18 protein-coding genes are annotated in these 19279 nt (G+C 40.0%); 10 read left to right on the plus strand and 8 right to left on the minus strand.

Annotation, left to right across the window (positions count from 1 at the left end; genetic code table 11):
- Nucleotides 1–324: 324 nt before the first annotated feature.
- The 4 genes from fadB (at nucleotide 325) to E0H82_RS07835 (ending at nucleotide 6370) form a co-directional block, all read left to right on the plus strand.
- Complete coding sequence (fadB, locus tag E0H82_RS07820; protein WP_131264115.1) at nucleotides 325–2478, plus strand: fatty acid oxidation complex subunit alpha FadB; 2154 nt, start codon at nucleotides 325–327, stop codon at nucleotides 2476–2478.
- Nucleotides 2479–2490: 12 nt separating this feature from the next.
- On the plus strand, nucleotides 2491–3663 hold the full coding sequence (gene fadA, locus E0H82_RS07825) for an acetyl-CoA C-acyltransferase FadA (protein WP_131264116.1): 1173 nt from the start codon (nucleotides 2491–2493) through the stop codon (nucleotides 3661–3663).
- Nucleotides 3664–3778: 115 nt separating this feature from the next.
- Complete coding sequence (locus tag E0H82_RS07830) at nucleotides 3779–5263, plus strand: ATP-binding protein (RefSeq protein ID WP_228258635.1); 1485 nt, start codon at nucleotides 3779–3781, stop codon at nucleotides 5261–5263.
- 408 nt (nucleotides 5264–5671) lie between these two features.
- Nucleotides 5672–6370, plus strand: a complete 699-nt coding sequence (locus E0H82_RS07835) for a hypothetical protein (protein WP_131264117.1) — start codon at nucleotides 5672–5674, stop codon at nucleotides 6368–6370.
- A gap of 60 nt (nucleotides 6371–6430) precedes the next feature.
- On the opposite strand, the gene E0H82_RS07840 is transcribed toward E0H82_RS07835, so the two are convergent.
- The 3 genes from E0H82_RS07840 to E0H82_RS07850 all read right to left on the minus strand — a co-directional run bounded on the left by E0H82_RS07840 (nucleotide 6431) and on the right by E0H82_RS07850 (nucleotide 8200).
- Nucleotides 6431–6703 (minus strand): hypothetical protein, encoded by a 273-nt coding sequence (locus E0H82_RS07840; RefSeq protein ID WP_116758796.1) that lies wholly within the window; start codon nucleotides 6701–6703, stop codon nucleotides 6431–6433.
- A 92-nt stretch (nucleotides 6704–6795) separates the two neighbouring features.
- The gene (locus E0H82_RS07845; RefSeq protein ID WP_131264118.1) at nucleotides 6796–7548 is read right to left on the minus strand and encodes a hypothetical protein; all 753 of its coding nucleotides are present in this window, start codon (nucleotides 7546–7548) and stop codon (nucleotides 6796–6798) included.
- 145 nt (nucleotides 7549–7693) lie between these two features.
- A complete protein-coding gene (locus tag E0H82_RS07850; protein ID WP_131264145.1) occupies nucleotides 7694–8200 on the minus strand; it encodes a hypothetical protein in 507 nt (168 codons plus the stop codon).
- Between the two features lie 247 nt (nucleotides 8201–8447).
- On the opposite strand from E0H82_RS07850, the gene E0H82_RS07855 reads away from it, so the two are divergent.
- From E0H82_RS07855 to E0H82_RS07880, 6 genes are all read left to right on the plus strand, one after another.
- Nucleotides 8448–9149: a DsbA family oxidoreductase gene (locus E0H82_RS07855; protein ID WP_131264119.1), complete on the plus strand. Its 702-nt coding sequence runs from the start codon at nucleotides 8448–8450 to the stop codon at nucleotides 9147–9149.
- Between the two features lie 262 nt (nucleotides 9150–9411).
- Complete coding sequence (locus E0H82_RS07860) at nucleotides 9412–9645, plus strand: hypothetical protein (protein ID WP_228258637.1); 234 nt, start codon at nucleotides 9412–9414, stop codon at nucleotides 9643–9645.
- Nucleotides 9646–9872: 227 nt separating this feature from the next.
- Nucleotides 9873–10055 (plus strand): hypothetical protein, encoded by a 183-nt coding sequence (locus E0H82_RS07865; protein WP_131264120.1) that lies wholly within the window; start codon nucleotides 9873–9875, stop codon nucleotides 10053–10055.
- A gap of 303 nt (nucleotides 10056–10358) precedes the next feature.
- A complete protein-coding gene (locus E0H82_RS07870) occupies nucleotides 10359–10538 on the plus strand; it encodes a hypothetical protein (RefSeq protein WP_116758830.1) in 180 nt (59 codons plus the stop codon).
- 9 nt (nucleotides 10539–10547) lie between these two features.
- A complete protein-coding gene (locus tag E0H82_RS07875) occupies nucleotides 10548–12050 on the plus strand; it encodes a hypothetical protein (protein WP_131264121.1) in 1503 nt (500 codons plus the stop codon).
- A 79-nt stretch (nucleotides 12051–12129) separates the two neighbouring features.
- A complete protein-coding gene (locus tag E0H82_RS07880) occupies nucleotides 12130–13269 on the plus strand; it encodes a hypothetical protein (RefSeq protein WP_416224490.1) in 1140 nt (379 codons plus the stop codon).
- Nucleotides 13270–13361: 92 nt separating this feature from the next.
- On the opposite strand, the gene htpG is transcribed toward E0H82_RS07880, so the two are convergent.
- The 5 genes from htpG to E0H82_RS07905 all read right to left on the minus strand — a co-directional run bounded on the left by htpG (nucleotide 13362) and on the right by E0H82_RS07905 (nucleotide 19261).
- Nucleotides 13362–15281: a molecular chaperone HtpG gene (htpG, locus tag E0H82_RS07885; protein WP_131264123.1), complete on the minus strand. Its 1920-nt coding sequence runs from the start codon at nucleotides 15279–15281 to the stop codon at nucleotides 13362–13364.
- Between the two features lie 110 nt (nucleotides 15282–15391).
- A complete protein-coding gene (locus E0H82_RS07890) occupies nucleotides 15392–15736 on the minus strand; it encodes a lysozyme inhibitor LprI family protein (protein WP_131264124.1) in 345 nt (114 codons plus the stop codon).
- Nucleotides 15737–15910: 174 nt separating this feature from the next.
- On the minus strand, nucleotides 15911–16516 hold the full coding sequence (locus E0H82_RS07895) for an OmpW/AlkL family protein (protein WP_131264125.1): 606 nt from the start codon (nucleotides 16514–16516) through the stop codon (nucleotides 15911–15913).
- A gap of 304 nt (nucleotides 16517–16820) precedes the next feature.
- Nucleotides 16821–18233, minus strand: a complete 1413-nt coding sequence (locus E0H82_RS07900) for a Na+/H+ antiporter family protein (protein WP_131264126.1) — start codon at nucleotides 18231–18233, stop codon at nucleotides 16821–16823.
- A gap of 164 nt (nucleotides 18234–18397) precedes the next feature.
- The gene (locus E0H82_RS07905; protein WP_131264127.1) at nucleotides 18398–19261 is read right to left on the minus strand and encodes an alpha/beta fold hydrolase; all 864 of its coding nucleotides are present in this window, start codon (nucleotides 19259–19261) and stop codon (nucleotides 18398–18400) included.
- Nucleotides 19262–19279: the final 18 nt, after the last annotated feature.

Below are 19279 nucleotides of genomic sequence, written 5' to 3' on the forward strand. Positions count from 1 at the left end.
ATTGACTTTTTTGACACAAATTGCATAGTGGTGACTGGTGGTTTTTGACTCGCCATCAAGCACAACAAAAAATGAAGCAGTACAATTTTTGTATAAAAAACAGATGCATCTTATTGAACAATTTTAAGTACGGTTTTCACTTCAATAATTTTTGCTGTAAATGAAATTAAAATTGATGACCATTGCGTCACTGCTTGATACAACTTGTTATGTTCTTTTTGGATATAGTTATCGTAAGATTAGCGAAGCATTTTCGTGCACAGAACAAGCGAACACGCTTCAAAACATCAACTTAGAAGTCCTCCAAAATAAAGGAGATCAGGCATGATCCACGCTGGCAATGCCATTACCGTCCAAATGCTTTCGGACGGAATTGCAGAATTCCGCTTTGACTTACAAGGTGAGTCGGTCAACAAATTTAACCGTGCAACGATTGAAGATTTTAAAGCTGCTATTGCTGCTGTAAAAGCAGATAGCTCAGTAAAAGGCTTAATCGTTACTTCAGGTAAATCTACATTCATCGTTGGCGCAGACATCACCGAATTTGGTGAAAACTTCGCGCAAGGTGAACAAGCGATTATCGACTGGGCAATGCCTGTACATGACATCTTCAACAGCTTTGAAGATTTAGACATTCCTAAAGTTGCTGCAATCAATGGTATGGCATTGGGCGGCGGTTTTGAAATGTGTTTGGTGTGTGACTATCGTGTCATGTCTGAACAAGCTCAAGTCGGCTTACCAGAAATCAAACTGGGGATCTTCCCAGGTTTCGGTGGTACAGTTCGTTTAAGCCGCGTGATTGGTATCGACAATGCGGTTGAATGGATGGCAATGGCTGCGCCGAAAAAACCTGCTGCTGCACTCAAAGATGGTGCTGTAGATGCGGTTGTAACGGCTGACAAACTCCAAGATGCTGCAATTGACTTGGTGAAACAAGCCCTTGCAGGTCGTGTAGACTGGAAAGCAAAACGTCAGGAAAAAATTGACCCAGTCAAGTTGAACCAACTTGAACAAATGATGGCGTTCAACTCGGCGAAAGGTGCGGTTCTTGCAAAAGCAAACCCTGCTCAATACCCTGCGCCAAAACTTCTTCTTGATTCATTACAAGCAGGTGCAAGCCTTCCACGTAATGATGCATTAAAAGCAGAAGCAGCAGGTTTTGCCAAAGCAGCGATTACACCACAAGCAAATGCGTTAATTGGTCTATTCATCAATGACCAAGTGGTGAAGAAAACTTCGAAGAAATATGAAAAAGGTGCACACCCTGTCAACCAAGCGGCTGTATTGGGCGCGGGTATCATGGGTGGTGGTATTGCTTACCAAGCGGCAAGCAAAGGCACACCAATCATCATGAAAGATATTGGTAATCCGCAACTTGCTTTGGGTATGAAAGAAGCCAATGGCTTACTCACCAAACAAGTTGAACGTAAGAAAATGAAGCCTGCTCAAATGGGTGAAACGCTTGCGCGCATCCGTCCTACTTTAAGCTATGACGAGTTTAAAGAAGTCGACATCGTGATTGAAGCGGTAACTGAAAACCCTAAAGTAAAAGGCATTGTACTTGCTGAAACTGAGAAAAATGTTCGTGACAACACGATCATTGCTTCGAATACTTCAACAATTTCAATCACACGTTTGGCTGAAAACCTACAACGTCCTGAAAACTTTGTCGGTATGCACTTCTTTAACCCAGTACACATGATGCCATTGGTTGAAGTGATCCGTGGTGAGAAGACATCTCCTGAAGCGATTGCGACCACGGTTGTTCTTGCTCAGAAAATGGGTAAAACACCAATCGTTGTTAACGACTGCCCAGGCTTCTTGGTTAACCGTGTATTGTTCCCTTACTTCGGTGCATTCGACCTTCTTCTAAAAGACGGTGCGGATTTCCAACAAGTCGACAAAGTCATGGAAAAATTCGGCTGGCCTATGGGTCCTGCTTACTTGATCGACGTGGTCGGTATCGACACGGGCGTTCACGGTGCAGAAGTCATGGCTGAAGGTTTCCCTGACCGCATGAAGCCAGACTTCAAAGGTGCGACTTTAACCATGTACGAAAACAAACGTTTGGGTCAAAAGAACGATGTTGGTTTCTACAAATACGAACTTGACCGTAAAGGCAAAAAAGCCAAAGTGGTTGATCCAACGGCGTATGAGCTAGTTGCATCTGTCGCAACTGCCGAAAAACATGAGTTTGATGCTCAAGAAATCATTGACCGTATGATGCTTGCTTTCTGTAACGAAACTGTTCGTTGCCTAGAAGACAACATCGTAGCGACAGCTTCTGAAGCAGACATGGCGATGATTATGGGTGTAGGTTTCCCTCCATTCCGTGGTGGTCCATGCCGTTACATCGACCAAACAGGTGTTGCTGAATACGTTGCACTTTGCGACAAATATGCACACTTAGGTAAGGCTTATGAAGCGCCACAAATGTTGCGTGACATGGCTGCTAACAACAAAAAATTCTACGGTTAAGGAGCAACGTGAATGGCTACTTTAAATCCACGTGACGTTGTCATCGTTGATGGCGTACGTTCAGCAATGGGTAAAACCAAAAACGGTATGTTCCGCAATGTACGTGCCGACAGCTTATCTGCTGAATTGGTTCGTGCTTTAGTTGCTCGTAACCAGTTTGACACCAATGAAGTTGAAGACCTGATCTGGGGCTGTGTAAACCAGACTTTAGAACAAGGGATGAACATTAGTCGTAACATCGGCTTATTGGCTGACCTTCCAAAAACTGTGGCAGGTCAAACGGTAAACCGTCTTTGCGGTTCATCTATGCAAGCGCTTCACACCGCTGCTGCACAGATTGCAACCAACCAAGGTGATATTTTCATCATTGGTGGTGTAGAGCACATGGGTCACGTAGGCATGATGCACGGCATCGACCTGAACCCAGAAGCGTCTAAGCACTATGCAAAAGCATCGAACATGATGGGCTTAACTGCTGAAATGTTAGGTCGTATGAATGGCATTGGCCGTGAAGAACAAGATGCGTTTGGTGTTGAATCTCATCGCCGCGCTTGGGCTGCAACGCAAGAAGGTCGTTTCAAAAACGAAATCGTGGGTGTTGAAGGTCACGATGCAAATGGTTTCAAAATCCTTTGCGACATCGATGAAGTGATTCGTCCAGATGCCAACCTTGAAGCATTCAAAGCATTACGCCCTGTATTCGATCCTAAAGGTGGTTCAGTAACAGCAGCAACATCTTCAGCTTTATCTGATGGTGCGTCTGCAATGTTATTGATGTCTGCTGAACGTGCTCTTGCTTTAGGTCTTAAGCCACGTGCTGTAATTCGCTCTATGGCAGTTGCAGGTTGTGATGCTGCAATTATGGGTTATGGTCCAGTACCAGCGACTCAAAAAGCGTTGAAACGTGCTGGTTTAACGATGGCTGATATTCAAACGATCGAGTTAAACGAAGCATTTGCAGCTCAAGGCTTATCAGTAATGAAAGGCTTAGGTGTGTATGACAAGCAAGACATCATTAACTTAAATGGTGGTGCGATTGCGTTGGGTCACCCATTGGGCTGTTCTGGTGCTCGTATTACCACGACGTTGTTGAACGTGATGGAACAGCAAGATACGCAAATTGGTCTTGCGACGATGTGTATTGGTTTGGGTCAAGGTATCGCGACCATTATCGAACGTGTTTAATGTTTAGTTAAATACTGAGATAAAAGAAACCCCGCTTATTGCGGGGTTTCTTTTAACAGAATAAAAAAAGTACAATGCAGTTAAATATCAAATTTTAAAATACAATATGACTTATATGGAAAAATCACAGGATTTTTTAATTAGCTTAGTAAATGAATTAAGAAAAATGCCTCGTGAAACTACATGGTTAGAATTCAAAGAGAATATTTCTGAACCTGAACGTATTGGCAAATATATTTCCGCTCTTTCTAATTCTGCTACTTTAGCGAACAAAAGTAATGGATATCTAATATGGGGAATTCACGATGAAAATCATGAAATAGTTGGTACTTCTTTTAAACCTCATCTAGCCAAAAAAGGTAATCAAGATTTAGAAAGTTGGTTGATGCAACAATCTAGTCCAAAAATATATTTTAAATTTTATGAAGTTAGTATCCCAGTTACACATGAACATGAAATTATCGAAAAAAAAGTAGTGATCCTAGAAATTCCTCAGGCACAAAATCAACCTACCTCATTCAATGGTCAACAGTACATCCGTATTTCATCAAATGTGAAACCACTAGATCAATATCCTGAACATGAAAAAAACTTATGGCTATGCTTTGATAAAACACCATTCGAACAGCAAATCGCAGCCCACGATTTAACAGCTTCTGAATTATTCAATTTAATTGATTATGCTGGATTCTTTGATTTAATTTCATATCCATTACCAACTAATCATGACAGCATTCTGCACCAGTTGGAATCAGAAGGTTTAATTATCAAAAATGAAAGTGGAAATTGGGATGTTAAAAATTTAGGTGCAATATTATTTGCCAAGTCATTAAACAAGTTCTCTCATCTAAAAAGGAAAGCTATCCGAGTAATTCAATATGCTGGAAACAACCGCATTCAAACAATTAAAGAGCAAAGTGGTGACAAAGGTTATGCCATAGGATTTGAGGGACTTATTTCATATGTAGATAACCTTTTACCTCAAAATGAAGTTATCGGAAAGGCTCTAAGACGCGAAGTAAGTATGTACCCTGTATTATCAATACGTGAGTTAATAGCTAATGCCATCATCCATCAGGATTTCACTATTTCAGGTATGGGTACGACAATTGAGATCTTCAAAGATAGAATTGAAATTACCAATCCTGGAAATCCCCTTGTAAGTATTGATCGCCTGCTCGATAGTCCACCTCAATCGCGAAATGAAAACATTGCATCCTTAATGAGAAGAATTGGTATCTGTGAAGAACGTGGTAGTGGTATTGACAAAGTTGTACATGAAACAGAATTTTTTCAACTGCCACCGCCACTTTTCGAAAATTTTGACAATGCTACAAGGATCGTACTATTTGCACATAAAGAATTTAAAGAAATGGATACTCAAGAAAAAATTCGTGCATGCTACTTACATGCTTGTCTCAAATATGTTCAGAGAGACTATCTTACAAATGCAAGCTTACGGGATCGATTCAAAATTGAAGCTCAAAACAGTGCTATTGCATCTAGAATAATCAAAGATACCTTAGAAATAGGTCTTATTAAACCTTTCGATCCAGAGCAAGGAAGAAAACATGCTCGCTATATTCCTCATTGGGCGTAATCTAACTCAAAAAGTAGTGATTTTTATTTGATAGAAATCATCACCAACTCAAATTTTTATTTTTTTACAATATAAATCATACACTTGCTTTTTGATGGTTATTTGATGAGTTAAACCGTCTTTTATTACAAATTGCTATTTATCTTTAGCATCTAAAAGAAATATTTGATGATTTTCTTATAGATGCTTTTTGATCGTTATTTGATAGATAGTTTCTAAAAGAAAAGAACCAACTTATTCTTACAGCCTACCTACTTAAAAATGTAAACTTATTTCTATCTATTTTTCTGTTAGATTAGTTTTCTCATTTTCTAGAAAAAAGCTTTTACATTCCTTTGCATCTTTTAATGATAGGCTTAACCACAATAAAAATCTGCTTTATAACTTCTTCATAATTCGGAGTGACGGATGTTTTCATCACCAGTAAAAACCATCATCGGTGTGGGCGTAATGGCTACACTTTTCACAGGCTGCGCCACCAAAACCCTGATGACCAAAGACAATAAAACTTATACTCGCTCTAACAAAGTCACTTTAGTTGAAGACCAAGTAGTGGCATTCGGTAAACCCGCTCAAGCACTCAACACCTTGCCTGCCAATAGTCTAGTAATCGCAGGGCAGAAAAATAGCTATATATTGACCCAAGGTGGAGCACAGTTTGTCACGCTGATCACCAAACTAGACCCAAAAAATATTCAAATGACCAAAGAACTCAGTTTCTATTCAGAGAAAAATGATGGTCATTTCACAGGTACACTGCCACTGTCTTATGTGAAACTTAAAGAAGACATCAGTAAAAAAGACCTCGAATTCTTTATCGAAAATGGCGCAAAAGAGTGTTCAACTTATAGCGATGAACGTATGAAAGCTCAACGCTTCTGTTTCGACATTGCTTTGGCTGGTGTGGTCTACCCTGCTGCGAATAATTTGGCATCGTTAAAAGCCTTGAGTAAGCCGTATCAGATCAGCATTTATACCTATCAAGAGGAAAGCTACAAATCAAAATCGGGACTCAATCCTTTTGAAAAACTGGTGTTACTGCCTTTTGCTGTAGCGATTGATGTGGTCAGCCTGCCATTCCAAGCAGCCGAAAAAATCTTTGATTAATGTTATGAAAAACTAGAAGTCCAAACTGAATGGGTGGACTTCTAAAACCAATAAAATCTGCTAAGCCAGTAACTCTGCCATCAACCATGCCATGTATTTTTCTTGGTCCATAAAATCAGGGGCATTACCTGTATCCAAACTGTAATACTGCCGATTAAATTCAATCACAATTTGTTCGGTATGATGCCAATCTTCAATTAAACGGAAATATTGGCTAAAGAAGAAACGGTTTTTACCCCAATTACTCAAACTCTCCAGTTTGGGATAGGCTTTATTTTGTAAAAATTCGACATAAACCTGTTGAATATCATCAAAGACCTGAATGGTTTTCATTGCTGTACCTGCTTTAAATCTGATGCGTAAAGGTGTCCAACAGTTCTAACTTAACGCAGTCATTTTAAAGTTATATGACACTCACCCAGTGTTTATTCATGCTTTTGTTCAAGCGCTTGTTGATTTTGTTGCTGGATCTGTTGCATCTGTGCATTCAGTTTTAATACGTCCTGATACAGCGTATTAAATTGTTTTAAGGCCGCATCATCATAAAACATGAAGGTATTATTTTTACTCTGCCAACGGTTATTCTTTAACACTAAGAAAATTTGATCCGCTTTTTCAAGCACTTGTTTTTCAATTTCAAATAATGCCAAAGCCTCATTCTGCTTTTCACTTTCCCGCAAATTTTCTGCCAATTGATGGCGATAACGCGATTGAATCGGCAGTTGTTTCGCTTGCTCTAGGGCATTTTGTTGTGCTTGTTCAATCTTGACCTGATACTCTGTTGCCAAGGCATGTGCTTGCTGCAACATTAAATCCGTTTCTTGATAATTCTGTTTTTTATCCTTGTTCAAACGCTCGATATTTAAAAATTCATCCCAATCAATCGCTTTTAACTCACGCAAATAAGCATTACGCGCTTCGGCACTTTGAATCATCTGGCTCAAAACAAAACTGGCCATTACCTCATAATCACCCTGTAAGCGTGTATCGGTCACATCGACGTTTATGGGCTTGTTCCAGTCTTTGGCTTGGGCGTAAATTAAATCGGTTTTTTCGTACAGCACCTTTTGATATTGTTCGAGTTGAGTCGCTTCTTTTTGTTGCTCGTAGTATTGATAAAATAATCCACCAAACACGACAGTGGTCGCTAATCCTAAAATCAGAAAGATACGTGGCATAGTCCACTCCGATTCCCCGTTATATCTATCATAACAAACATCAGAACATGCTGAATATTTCATCATGTTGGTCGGTATGAAAAATCATGATCCTTCGAAAATTCAGCTAAAATAACAATGGGTTATGATCAAAAAACTGAACGTTTTATTTTGTATTGGGCACGCGTGGTAATTGCGTATTTGGTTGATTCCCTTGCATAAAATTATAATCGACTTGTCCAATCGAAATTTGTTCACGCACAATTTGAACATTTTTCGCATTCCGATCAATACCAAAAGGTTGCAACATAATATACAACCCCTCAGTCGGGTCAGATGACTGTAAACCCGCGGCAATATTTAATACATGCTCGCGTAATAACGGGGGTAATGAATCTAGATTGGGGGTTGCAGCAGGTGCTAAAACATCTAGATTGTGAACGAGGGTTGGGTCTACGATAAAAGATTGGGTATCATCCTGTAATTGCATCATCCGATGCTGTAACGCCTTACGAATGTTTTCATCCTGCTGATAAGGAATGACCCCTGATTCTGCACGAAGTTCTGACTCTGCCATGACTTTAAATGTTGGTAAGCTCACGATTTCACCGTTGGCTTGAACATCCGTCGATATAAAGATCCAAATAAAAAAAAGCGCAGAAAGATATTTCATCAAATTCATAAAACCATCCCAAAATTAGAGATATAAGCAGGATTATGCGATACACAGTCCCGATCATATTGTATATTTTTTCAGCTACACCCAGTTTGCTTGTCAGATAAACGGTCAATTGCGGATGAAAGTGCACGATGCCCACTGCATTCAACTCAACACTTTTTTTTCATCTCATTTGCTTTAAATTCTAGGAATCATCCCCATCATTTTCTGAATTGCTATTGTTACTTTTTAGAGAAATTACATGCGTGTTGATATCTGGTCCGATGTCGTTTGCCCATTTTGCTATATCGGAAAAAAACGTTTAGAAGCTGCAGCAGAGCAAGCAGGTGTAGAACTGGAAGTGCATTGGCACAGTTTTGAACTTGATCCAGATGCTCCAGCACGCCAAGAAATTTCAAATTCTGAGCGTTTAGCACAAAAATATGGTCGTACACTGGCCGAAGTCGAAGACATGCAACGCAATATTGCAGCGATGGCAGCAGCAGAAGGTATTGAGTTTAATTGGGAAAATGCCAATTCTGGTAATACCTTTAATGCACACCGTATTATCCACTTGGCGCAAAGCAAAGGCTTGGGTTCTGATGCCAAGGAAGCGTTCTTTTATAGCTATATGACCCAAGGTTTGCCGATTGGTGAACGTGAAACCATTGAAGACGTTGCTGCACGTATTGGACTTAATCCAGTTGAAGTTGATGACGTACTCAATTCAGATGAATATGCAGACTTTGTCAAATTCGATCAGGAAGTTGCACGCGATCAACTCAAAGTCACAGGCGTGCCTTTCTTTGTGTTTGATCAACGCGTCGCTTTAGCTGGTGCACAACCGCGCGAAGTCTTCTTACAAGTTTTAGAAAAAGCCCTTGAAACAACAGATGATGCACCTGAAGCAAATCAATGTGATGTAGATGGACAATGTAATCCTGTCTCAGAACAACCGAAATAAGTCTTCCGTAATTTAACGGCTTCGATTTTCAAATCACCTCCTAAGTGCAAACTTCGGAGGTTTTTTCTGCTGCAAATAAAAGTACTCCCCTAAAAATCGGGTACAACCAAATCCATACGCAGTACACATTTTCATCAACAATCACAACAATTCGCTTGCATAAAGTCAGCCTTGACTACACAGGAACATGACAGTTCTTACATAACATGGGGATAGGCTAGAACAGTACAGTTATTCATACAACTTTTGACATGAGGTTTATATGAACCATCAAGCGACTCCAGATCAAACGATTGACTCACCTGCTACACAAGATTTTTCCCGAGCCAGATCACCCCAAACCAAAAGAAAATCTCGTATTTCTTCCACCTTTGCTGGTGCTGTAATAGGTGCAATTGCAGGGCGTTTTCTTCCCAAACTCAGCCCTTTTTCGGGTGCAGTCATCGGTATTATTAGTGCAAAAATGTATCAAAAGCAGCAATCTCAACACAGTTAAATGCTTTATTTTTCACTATTTTTTCACTAGCATAAGATTGTCTTAATACCTAAGGCAATCTTAGAGCAATAACTCTATTATATTGATTTAAAACAATAATTTGACTGGTCGTTCATCTTTTTACAGATAAAATGCACCCCATTTTGATCATTTTTTGATACCATTGATTTGCTTATTTTTTCTCCCTATCCATTTTGGATATTCTCTCTGTTATCAAGGTGATTTTTATGTCAATCATGAAATCTATTTTGGCTATTGCCGCGTTTGCACTTTCTGCTCAAGTTTCTGCACAAGTGGTTTTTGTACCCAATTTCCCTGTGAAAGAAAAAGTGAAAGCCCAAACTTCAACCGCAACACCAACTAAACAGATTGCTCAAGATGCATCTGCACCAGCAAAAAATGCTACCTAAGACTCAGTTTTTCGTATGCTAAAAAACAGCCCTCAATTGGGCTGTTTTTTTATTATTGAGCTTGTATAAATATCTAAAACAAAAGTAAAAATGTTGAAACTATCTGCCTTTTTCAACAGCAGATGTTGTTTGGATTCGGTTAAAATGGATTGTTACGAATAATTTTTAAGCAAAACCTTTAAATAAATGTCATATTCACCTAAAAATGCGTCAAAGATGACAAAAATTTTCATGTTTTTTTCTGATAAATCCATATAATCAAGTGATCTAGATGCATTAATCGAGGAATTTGATTTTATGTACATGCAAGATATTCAAGCACTGATTCAAGGAACTGTTCCCCCGCAAGCAATTAATTTGGATGAATTGATTGCCATGGCAGAACGCTATCCTCAACACACATCTACAGAATATAAATTGTTAGAAATAGCAGCCAATATTGTTTTGGCAAGTTATTTGGAAAAGGCTCAACAGCATCTATAAAGACCGTCTATGAATGTTTTAGAAAAAGCCCATTTAGCCAAGGAATTACAAGGTCTTATTCATGGCTTAGACCAACGGTCTTTGTCATTTTATGAAATTGCAAAATCAAAATGTCGTCTAAAAGAAATCTTTTTATGTTGTGATGAACCTATTTTTAAAAAGCAAATTCTGAATTTTAAATCTTATATGCATCCCGAGCATGCAGCAGATGAGTTTGCTCAACATTCGTTATATAGACAAACCTTTCGTGGCGTATTTAAGCATGACTTAGCCTTAGAACAGGCACTTGAGCAACACCCAGAAATGGGCTGGGCAATTTTGCATCGTGCCAATTTAGGCTTTCAAATCTGGTATATCCCTGCTCCGCATCGTACTGCACTAATCAGTGACTGGGATGGGCTCGAACAAAATTATGCTTGGATGCTAGAACAACAAGAAATCTATACAGCATTAAAAACAGATGCCGAGTTGAATCAATTGTCTGTCGAAACAGCTAAAAATTTTAAAACCAGCAAAAAAGGCTCTGTTTCATTTGCAAGTTCTAGAAAAGATGACAGCATCATTGCACCCAACACAGCCAATAGCCCCTTTTCTTTTGAGCCACTCGCACTACAGCAAAATTCTGCTTCGTCAACAGCCCCAATTCAGCCTCTGGAGTCAGATCCACCAAGCATCGCTCTCCACACGCTTGAATTGAACCCGAAAGAAGAGGATGCAGCGCCCTCGTTGTTCTCAACCCATGTAGCAGCAGTAACATCCTTCCCTAAAGCTGCCACTACGCCTATCAACTCCAACCATCTACTTCCACAAGTCGTTGAACTTGGTCAGTGGAAATGCCGTTTAACTGCGTTAGAATTCCCTCAAGCACAAGAGTTAGCACTTTGTAGCTTAATACTGGAAAATATTCCAGAAATCATGCCTTTACTTGAGATTATTATCTCGGCTTCGCAACTGCAACAGTATGTCAATCAACCCGTTTATTTAGCAGAGCAAATCAATGCCCAAGGACGCTTTGTCAAATATATCGTGATTTTAGGCGCAGAAGATCAATTGCAGGCCATACGCCTTGGCAATATTGTCAGTCAACATTATGCTTATGAACTTGTAGCACTTAAACTCCTGCCGAATGAGCAATCCCTCAAACAATGTAAGAATGCAGAGCAATTTTTCGAACTGTATAGCGAACAAGCCGAATTGGTCTGGAACACTGAAACTTATCAACCATTTATTCCAGCCAAATGTATTCAAAAGCATAAATTAATTGCATTTGAAGAAACTCCTGCCAACTACACAACCACAATTATCTTGCTGAAAGAACGGCAGAAAATTCGTGTTATTCATGGTCAAGCTCGACTACAGTTATCGCATGAAGAAACAGCTTATCCTTATATTCTCTTAGACCGTAATCAAGGTGTGTCATGGCAACTAATCCAAAGGATTATTCAATCGCTACCACAACCAATTTCTGCTTCAAAATTGCATGATGCCATTCAAATACACATTGACCATTAATTTATTTTATTTTGTAGCAAAAGCTTGATTTTCATCCCTAAAATTTACCAAACTTGGAAGGTAAATTTAGAATAAAAGAATGCCTACAATGAGAAAAACTTTTACACAACCACTTGTGTTGATGGTTGCCTTGGGGATGGGCAATACTTCAATCTGGGCAAATACGAGTGACGCACAAGAAGTCCCCCCAGCTTCGCTCCCGTATAGCATAGAACAAGCACCCACCACGGAAGATAACTTGTTCTATACTATTCCACGTTGGATTGATTCGGCCCCAACGGTTCTGCCAGAACAATCCGATGAACAAATTGTGCCTTCAACGGTGATCACAGAAAATCAAACTTGGATAGATCGTAAACAAAAGCTCATTCGTAACTGGGCTGATGATACCTCTCAGAACATTGATGGTTGGTTTGGTGAAAAAAATACCAACACTCCTGCTTCTGCAACCTTAAGGGTACTGATTGATAACCGTTGGAACAAATATGATGAATACGACATCAAACCTCGTATTCGCGGTAAGATCAGTTTACCCAACTTAGAAAAAAAACTCAGTCTGGTCTTTGGTGATGACTCGCTTGATAACGAATTGGCTAACAACGTGGCCATTACCAATGAGAATCCGCCTAGCCCAGACAATGACAAAGCCTATGATCGGCGTCAAAACCGAGATGCTAACAGTTCATTGGCTTTACGTTGGTCAGATATTTCCAAACGCCTCCCATTTGCAACCGACTTTGATGTCGGGGTTCGTTCTGGCGATGATATCTACCTGCGTTTGAAAGCCAAAAAAGATTGGACCTTAGAAAATGACTTTTTCTTTCACGCAGAACAAATTTACCGTTATGGGGTCGACAGCGAAAATTACTTGCGGACCAACTTAGAATTGACTCATGCACGACCAAATGAAGCGTTTCTCAGTGATCAATTCAGCTTAACCTATGCCGATATGCAGCAGGATGATTTGAACTGGGACAACTATGCTTTTCGTCAACATCAATTCTTTCAGGGCAACCAGTTTAACTATGGGCTTTACACAGGTGGATATTTGGATAATTCAAATTTACGTTTGAATAGTTGGGGACCTTTTATTTCTTGGCGACAACCTTTGTGGCGTGAGTGGTTTTACGTACAAACAGATATCAATTATTACAATGATGATCGTGCCGACCATAGCCACTACCTAAGTACTCTATTACGCTTAGAAGCACTCTTTTAACCCCATTGTGGATAACTTCTCTGTTATCCACAAAAGTGTCCCATTAAAAAAGGCAACCTATAACAGGTTGCCTTTTTGCATCAGTCCTTATCTTATTTAAGTAACAACTGATTAATACGCTTCACATACTCAGCAGGATTTTCTGGTAATCCTCCTTCCGCAATGACCGCCTGATCAAAAATCACATTGGCCAGATCTTCAAAATGGCTTGTGCCATCCAGTTTTTTCACTAATGGATGCTCAGGGTTAATTTCCAGAATTGGCTTACTTTCAGGCACTGCCTGACCCGCTTGTTTCAACATGCGGATGAGTTGTGGCGAAAGTTCTCCCTCGCTAGTCACTAAGCATGCAGGTGAATCCACTAAACGCGTGGTCACACGGACTTCTTTGGTCTTTGCCTTTAAGGCATCAGACAATTTGTCTACCACAGGTTTAAATTGTTCTGCAGCAGCTTCTAGTGCTTTCTTCTCTTCCGCATCTTGCAAGTCGCCTAAATCCACCGCACCTTTAGATACGTTTTGCATTGGCGTGCCATCAAAGTCTTGGACAAAATTCATTGCCCATTCGTCCACACGGTCTGCCATTAACAATACTTCAATGCCTTTCTTTTTGAACAACTCTAATTGTGGCGAGTTCTTCGCGGCATTCAAACTATCCGCAGTCACATAGTAAATGGCTTTTTGCCCTTCTTTCATGCGTGCTTTGTAGTCTGCTAAAGAAGTATTGATGTCGTCATTAGTAGAAGTCGCAAAACGTAATAACTTCAAGATACGCTCACGGTTACCAAAGTCTTCACCCAAACCTTCTTTCAACACCGAACCAAATTCAGCATAGAAAGTTTTGAATTTCTTTTGGTCTTGTTCATCTTCTGACTTCGCCAGAGCATCTAGCACTGTCAAAATACGGCGGGCATTGCCTTCGCGGATGGTACGCACATCACGGCTTTCTTGTAACAGTTCACGGCTGACATTCAGCGGTAAATCCGCACTATCCACCACACCTTGTACAAAGCGGAGATAATTTGGAATTAAATTATCTGCATCATCCATAATAAAGACGCGCTTCACATACAACTTGATGCCTGCTTTGGCTTCACGGGTGAAAATGTCATGCGGTGCCTTGCTTGGAATGTACAGTAATTGCGTATATTCGGTACTCCCTTCGACACGGTTATGTGCCCATGCCAATGGCGCATCAAAATCATGACTCAAGTTCTTATAAAACTCGATGTATTGCTCTTCAGTGACTTCATTTTTACTGCGTGTCCATAAGGCACTGGCCGAGTTAATCGCTTCCCACTCATCGGTTTTAACCATCTGGCCGCCTTTTGGTGTTTCACCTTCGGCTACTTCTTCTTCCTGCCAAACCTCTTTTTGCATTTCAATTGGCAGGCTAATATGGTCAGAGTATTTGTTAATGATTTGCTTAACTTTATAACTTTCTAAATAATCTAAAGCATCTTCACGCAAGTGCAAAATAATGTCTGTACCACGTGTTGCTTTTTCAATTTGCTCAACCTCAAAGTCACCTGTACCACCACTGATCCAGCGTACCGCTTCTTGCTCAGGCGCACCTGCATGGCGTGATTCAACTGTAATCTTATCCGCAACAATAAAGCCCGAATAAAAACCTACACCAAACTGACCAATTAACTGTGCATCGGCTTTTTGATCACCTGTCAGTTTCGACATAAAGTCCTTGGTGCCCGACTTGGCAATCGTTCCAAGGTTGTCGATCGCTTCTTGTTGCGTCAGACCAATCCCATTATCAGAAATAGTCAGTGTTTTTTGTTCTTTATCTAAAATGACCCGCACATGTAAATTCGGATCATTTTCATAAAATTCAGGGTGGTTAATACCTTCAAAACGCAATTTATCGCAGGCATCAGAGGCATTCGAAATTAACTCACGCAAAAAGATTTCTGGATTTGAATAAAGTGAGTGGGTCACCAAATGTAATAATTGTGCCACTTCTGCTTGAAAGCTATGTTTTTGTGTATTGTGTTCGTTCATACAACGTTCCTCGAATTCATTCACACAGTGTTTTTATCAGATGCTTAATGAATTGGAGTGACTCAATGATTTTTCAATAGCAATTGAATTTTTTTTCAACATTTACGCGTTTAGTAAGGTCCGCGTTGATAAATCCGCTGCAAATATAAATCCAAACGTTGTTGACGCATCGTATACACCTCGGTTAAACAACGCAGGTTGTCCCGACATTGGTCGCGTAAACGTAGCCATTTGACTTGCTCATCCTGGATCACAGAACGGGTTCCCATGGGCACTAAACGTTTTAAAATATTATAGCTTGTCGCCATTTTCACATCGGCATCATTCAAGCTGAGTTGATCACAGATTTTGTGTTCTGTCATCGTTTCGGCACGTGCACAATCAAAACTGGCAGCATCGCTCCCCATTGCAATGAGTGAAGTCAGTACGAATAAAGTTATTTTTAAAATTCTCATGTTTAAACACTCTATTTTTTATTCAATTTAAACAAAATCAGTAAGATAAAATGTAATCTTTTGCGTCTACATGGTGAATGATTGTTGCTTAAAGCATATTCCCGTAATCCCATAAAAAAACCCCATCAAATGATGAGGTTTTAGCGCTGTTATTATTATTCTTATTTTTATTCGTTAGAATTTATAGCTATAACCGATGGTATAAACCATTGGGTCAATATCTAGGTCAAACTTAATTGGTGTATTTTCTACACTCACTTCTGGGCTAAGTTGTGCATAACGTGCATCTACAAATACACCCCAGTTTTTCGCATCTGCTGGTTGGAAATTAAAACCAATTTGACCCGCAAAACCATAATCTTCTTTAACTTTAACTGATGCACCAGAAAGAGCACCTTTAGTTTCCTCATCCCAAGCAATAAATGCAGTGCCACCTAACCCAATATATGGGGTAAAACGGGTTGAATTTGTAAAGTTATATTTAACAGTTAATGTTGGTGGCAAATGCTTAATTCTAACTGCATTTTCACCATTGATTGACACATCATGGTTGACTGGAGCAGCCAATAATAATTCAGCAGAAATAGGAGAATCACCAAAGAAATACTCTACAGAAGGGGTAAATGCCAATTCACTTTCTGCTTTTACAACACCAACACCAGCAACCGTTGTGTCTTGAGTTGGAGCAATTGCAGATCCACCAACTTTGACCTGCCAGCCACCTGCCATAGCAGATGCAGAAAACCCCAATAATGCAATAAGTGCAGCTTGTTTTAACATATTAAACAACCCTTTTATAATAAGAAACCTAACGCTTAATTAATATTAAACAAGACTGTTGTTAATATGCAATACTTATTAAATAATATAAATACAACTTATTTTTAAACCACTGATTAATAATGTTATTTATTTTAATTTGACCAATATGGTTGGTTTTAAATACCAACCATATTAATCAGATATTTATTATTATATTCAGAGTATATTACTCAAGTTTTTAATATAATTACACATATTAATATATTTTAAATATACCTTTTAATCCATTAAAATAAAATAGATTAAAATACTCAGAATTTAATTAAAGTACCATTGCGGCAATCCAACCAAAGACCAACAAGGGAATATTAAAATGAATAAACGTTGGCACAACCGTATCCCAAATATGATCATGTTGCCCATCTACACCCAAACCCGCAGTTGGACCCAAGGTTGAATCCGAAGCAGGAGAGCCTGCATCACCTAGTGCAGCAGCAGTACCAATTAAAGCCACTGTCGCCAATGGCGAGAAGCCAAACTGTACGCAAAGCGGAACATAAATCACAGCCAAAACAGGTACGCTTGAAAAGGATGAACCAATCCCAATTGTGACAAACAGACCAATAAACAACATCAAAAATGCCGCCAGTGCACGATTATCACCGATCAGATGAACGACCCCATTCACCAACTGATTGATATCACCCGTATGTGTCATCACCGAAGCGAAGCCTGCAGCAGAAATCATAATGAATCCCACCAAAGCCATCATACGCATGCCTTGTACAAAGACATCATCGGCTTCTTGCCATTTGAAAATACCCGCAGCTGACAACACAGCAAAACCGACCAGTCCACCTAAGATCATTGAACCTGAATACAACTGTGCAATGAGGGTCAAAATAATTGCTAAAAGCGCCATAAGAATGGTCTTTTTCGCAATCACAGGGACATTCTCTGCTTCACGTTTCAACTCTTCAGCGTCTTGCTCGAAATTCACTTCACCTGCACGAATTGGCTTATCTAAATCAATCGTGGTCACACGTACCACTTCACGATTAATATAATGGCGCGGTTTACGATAGCTAACGAATACTGCCACTAAAGTCCCGAGCACCATGCCTACCACAGGAATCGCCATGCCTACGGGCATCATCCAACGGTCCACATGCAAATGATAGGCAGCACCAATCTTGTTGATATTGCCCATCAAAATTTGTTCAAGGAAAATAGCACCGAATCCGACAGGCAGGAAAATATACGTCGCCACCAAACCTAAAGTTAAGACACAGGCAGCAGCACGACGGTCCAAATTCAGGTGATTCATGACTTTTAATAAAGGTGGAACCAAAACTGGAATAAATGCGATATGCACGGGAATTAAGTTTTGTGAACAAATGGCCGCAACCAGTAAAATACCGAGCAACAAATATTTCACCTTACGTGCACGTCGATGTGAGACTTCAGCCCCCAATAAACCAATCAGTTTATGGGCCAACAAATCGGGTAAACCAGACTTAGAAAGTGCTAATGCAAAAGCACCTAAAACCGCATAGGCTAAGGCAACTTCGGCACCATCCCCTAAACCGGCATTAAATGCACTCACGGTATCGGACAAACTAAGTCCTGCAACCAAGCCACCAATAATTGCTGAAATGACCAAAGTCAGAACAACAGAAACTCGTGCCAGTGACAAAATAAACATCACGGCAATCGCAATCACTACTGCATTCATGAAAAACTGAAGATGATAAAAAAAAGCGCTATCTTAGCAGATTCAATACATCAAAATTGTAATTTGATTGGGTTTCTCAACGTTCAATTGACAAGTGAGACGGCCCTCCAACCATCGAACTTGTTGGCTGCATCATGATCACATCCAACAAGTTCTCAGACAATTTATACGCAAGCAAAGCTCGCAATTAACTGTGCAATTGCTTTAGGCTGACTCAATATCGCCCAATGGTTTGCATCTAAATCGACCCGTTGAAAACTTGTACTCCATTTTGGCATTTCATCAATCAGTGCTGGGCTGACAAAATTATCTTTTTTCAACACAATTGCCTGTACCGCACATTGTGCAAAACGTTGTCGCGGTTTACTGAGTCGGGGCAGAAAATTTGCCCGATATAGCCCTACGCCATACTGACCATCTTTGGCAATATGTGTATTTAATGGCAAGTCCTGAGTTTGTTCCAACTTTTGTAGCACTTGCCCCCAATGTTTAGGTTTAAAGAATCGCCAGAGTGTAGGTGCCACAAATGGTAAATGAAATGCCATGATGTACCATGACTTCCCCAGTTGTTTTAAAAACTGTTGTGGCTGTGTCTTAAATTGCTCACGCATCCAAAAAGCGGCGTGGTCTAAACATGGTCCAGAAATTGTGGTATAGGATAAAATCCGCTGCCCAAAGTGCTGATCTGTAACCGACTCCCATGATTGTATGGATCCCCAATCATGGGCAGCCAGATGAAAATCACGCTGCGGAAGTACACAGTCGACCACCGCTTGCAAATCTGCCGAGAGCTGTGGCAAAGCATAAGCCTGAATGGATTTGGGGACAGAAGATTGCCCTGCGCCACGCACATCATAGGTAATAATATAAAACTGGTTAACCAATAACCGAATCACAGACTCCCACACTTCCTGATTATCAGGATAACCATGAACCAAGACCAAGGCAGGATTTTGTACCTCACCCCACGCTTTCACATATAAGCGCTGATGATCGGTGGTTGTTACCCATTGGGTTTGTACTTGCATACAGTGTTTCCTTTTTTG

This window comes from Acinetobacter sp. ANC 4910, assembly GCF_004331035.1.
GTDB lineage: Bacteria > Pseudomonadota > Gammaproteobacteria > Pseudomonadales > Moraxellaceae > Acinetobacter.